Source organism: Pseudoduganella sp. RAF53_2, from assembly GCF_052113985.1.
Lineage (GTDB): Bacteria > Pseudomonadota > Gammaproteobacteria > Burkholderiales > Burkholderiaceae_D > Rugamonas.
In genome coordinates, this window is record NZ_JBFRDW010000613.1 from 1 (window position 1) to 3,699 (window position 3,699).

Below are 3,699 nucleotides of genomic sequence, written 5' to 3' on the forward strand. Positions count from 1 at the left end.
CCCGCGGCGAGTGCGGCCGCGTCGGCGCAGGCAGTCACCGCCGCACCGCTCGCTGCCGTCTCTTCGCCTGCGGATGCAGCCGCGCCGGGCATCTCCATGCCGCCTCTGCCGGCCTTCGACGTCCTGCCAAGTGACCTGCCGGCCTACCTGGCGGCAGTCGAGCGCGACATCATCATCCGTGCGCTGGCGCAGACCAGCTACAACCGCACCCAGGCTGCTCAACTTTTGGGCATCAGCTTCCGCCAGTTGCGCTACCAGATGCAGAAGCTGAACATCCAGGAACCCGAGACTTAAACCCGGTGGCCGCCACATCATGGCGGCCACCCGCATCTCGCCATGGGTTTATAATGCTGTCCCCCGGCGAATTCCCAGGCCCATTCTGTAGCGTTTTTGCCAACGCACAACATCCTGCCACTGCACAATTTTGCTTACTTATTGAGCAATAAATTCAAGCAGTTAGTGCTTGCTCACAGCCRATCGCCCGTCAATTCCGGCGATATGAAAAGTCAATAGAAATATTGTCCGGCATGAAAAAAATTGGCCTTGTGCGAGCCGGAAGCGGTCACTACAATTAGTGGATGGATTTAACCGATTCACTAGATGTAGTGGTCGTAGTTGCCGTAAGAAAACAACCCTAATACGCGTTATCGTGGGAGCAAAAATGCAATCGACTCAAGATACCTCCATCACCCCAGTGCCACAAGCACCGGTATCCGCAGGCGCTGACGCTGGCGGCCTGAGCACGCCGGCGAGCACGCTGGGCGACTACCGCATCATCCGCCGTAACGGCGCGGTGGTGGCGTTCGAGCCGTCCAAGATCGCCGTGGCCATGACCAAGGCCTTCCTTGCCGTGAACGGCGGCCAGGGTGCAGCGTCCGCGCGCATCCGCGAACTGGTGGAGCAACTCACGAATAACGTGGTGAACGCCCTGGTGCGTCGCCAGCCATCCGGTGGCACTTTCCACATCGAAGACGTGCAGGACCAGGTGGAACTGGCCCTGATGCGCTCCGGCGAACACGACGTGGCACGTTCCTACGTGCTGTACCGCGCCAAGCACATGGAAGAGCGCCGCCTGAAGAAGGAAGCACAAGGCGCGACCGCTGCCGCTGAACCGCAAATCAGCGTGACCGAAAACGGCGTGCGCCGTCCGCTGGTGATGCAGGAAGTGCGCGACCTGATCGGCGCCGCTTGCTCCGGCCTGGAAAAGCACGTCGATGCCGACGCTATCCTGGCTGAAACCGTCAAGAACCTGTACGACGGCGTGCCGGTCGAAGAGCTGCACAAGTCCGCCATCCTGGCTGCCCGCGCGCTGATGGAAAAGGACCCGGCTTACTCGCAAGTGACCGCCCGCATCCTGCTGCACACCATCCGTAAGGAAGTCTTCGGCAAGGAAACCGCGCAAGCCAAAGCTGCCGCCGAATACATCGAATACTTCCCGAAATACATCGCCAAGGGTATCGAGAACGAGCTGCTGAATCCTGAGCTGGCCAAGTTCGACCTGGCCAAGCTGGCCAAGGCCCTGGTAGCCGACCGCGACCTGCAGTTCGGCTACATCGGCCTGCAAACCCTGTACGACCGCTACTTCCTGCACGTGCGCGATGTGCGCATCGAAATGCCGCAGGCTTTCTACATGCGTGTCGCCATGGGCCTGTCCCTGAACGAAGAAAACCGCGAAGCGCGCGCCATCGAGTTCTACAACCTGCTGTCGACCTTCGACTTCATGTCGTCGACCCCGACCCTGTTCAACTCGGGCACTCTGCGTTCCCAGCTGTCTTCCTGCTACCTGACCACCGTGTCCGACGACCTGGAAGGCATCTACGACGCCATCAAGGAAAACGCACTGCTGGCCAAGTTCGCCGGCGGCCTGGGTAACGACTGGACCCCTGTGCGTGCACTGGGCGCCCACATCAAGGGCACCAACGGCAAGTCGCAAGGCGTGGTGCCATTCCTGAAAGTAGTGAACGACACCGCTGTGGCAGTGAACCAGGGCGGCAAGCGCAAGGGCGCTGTCTGCGCTTACCTGGAAACCTGGCACATGGACATCGAGGAATTCCTCGACCTGCGCAAGAACACCGGCGACGACCGCCGCCGCACCCACGACATGAACACCGCGAACTGGATTCCGGACCTGTTCATGAAGCGCGTGATGGAAAAGTCGCACTGGACCCTGTTCTCGCCATCGGATTGCCCGGACCTGCACGACAAGGTCGGCAAGGCCTTCGAAGAAGCCTACCTGGCGTATGAAGCCAAGGCGGAAGCCGGCGAAATCCGCGTGTGGAAGAAGATCGAAGCGCTGGACCTGTGGCGCAAGATGCTGTCCATGCTGTTCGAAACCGGCCACCCATGGATCACTTTCAAAGATCCTTGCAACATCCGTTCGCCGCAGCAGCACGTGGGCGTAGTGCACAGCTCGAACCTGTGCACCGAGATCACCCTGAACACCAACGCCGACGAAATCGCCGTCTGCAACCTGGGTTCCGTGAACATGCCTGCCCACATGAAAGAGGGCAAGCTGGACCACGYCAAGCTSSAGAAGACCATCCGCACCGCSATGCGCATGCTGGAYAACGTGATCGACATCAACTACTACGCTGTCGACAAGGCCCGCAACGCGAATATGCGCCACCGTCCGGTCGGCCTGGGCGTGATGGGCTTCCAGGACTGCCTGCACATGATGCGCGTGCCTTACGCTTCGCAGGAAGCGGTAGCTTTCGCCGATACCTCGATGGAAGCGGTCTGCTACTACGCTTACCTGGCGTCGACCGAGCTGGCGGAAGAGCGCGGCCAGTACGAATCGTACAAGGGTTCCCTGTGGGACCGCGGCATCCTGCCGCAGGACTCCGTCAAGCTGCTGGCTGAGCAGCGCGGCGGCTACCTGGAGCAGGACCTGTCCGCCTCGATGGACTGGGCGCCGGTGCGTGAGCGCATCGCCAAGTTCGGCATGCGCAACTCGAACTGCGTGGCGATCGCTCCGACCGCAACCATTTCGAACATCATTGGCGTGTCTGCTTGCATCGAGCCGACCTTCCAGAATCTGTATGTGAAGTCGAACTTGTCCGGTGAGTTCACCGAGATCAACGCCTACCTGGTGCGCGACCTGAAAGCCCGCGAACTGTGGGACGAAGTGATGATCGCCGACCTGAAGTATTTCGACGGCTCCCTGAGCAAGATCGACCGCGTGCCGCAAGACCTGCGCGATATCTATGCGACCGCCTTCGAAATCTYGCCAACCTGGCTGGTGGAAGCTGCCTCGCGCCGCCAGAAGTGGATCGACCAGGCACAGTCGCTGAACATCTACATGGCTGGCGCTTCCGGTAAGAAACTGGACGAGACGTACAAGCTGGCATGGCTGCGCGGCCTGAAGACCACTTACTACCTGCGCACCATCGCTGCGTCGCACATGGAGAAGTCGACCACCCGTACCGGCGCGCTGAACGCTGTGTCGGCCAATGCTCCGGCCGCCATGAACGCCGCTCCGGCCGCTCCGGCTCCTGTTGAGGCAGCTCCGGCAGTGGAAGAAGGCGCCGCCTGCTACCTGCGTCCTGGTGACGACGGTTTCGAGGAATGCGAAGCCTGCCAGTAATACAATAAGAACCAATGGCGTGAGGCGAGTGGCTGCCACATCGTGGCAGCCACTTGGTTTCCGCCTCGGGTTTAAAAGCTTAATTAGAAGGAACTCAACAAAATGCTATCCTGGGA

2 protein-coding genes are annotated in these 3,699 nt (G+C 60.4%); both read left to right on the forward strand.

Going from position 1 to position 3,699, the window contains the following annotated elements; genetic code table 11:
• Positions 1–294, forward strand: a 294-nt coding sequence (locus tag AB4Z11_RS26410) for a helix-turn-helix domain-containing protein (RefSeq protein WP_442028814.1), incomplete at its 5' end; no start/stop codon positions are given.
• 367 nt (positions 295–661) lie between these two features.
• On the forward strand, positions 662–3,583 hold the full coding sequence (locus tag AB4Z11_RS26415; RefSeq protein WP_442028815.1) for a ribonucleoside-diphosphate reductase subunit alpha: 2,922 nt from the start codon (positions 662–664) through the stop codon (positions 3,581–3,583).
• The last annotated feature ends 116 nt before the right edge of the window (positions 3,584–3,699 follow it).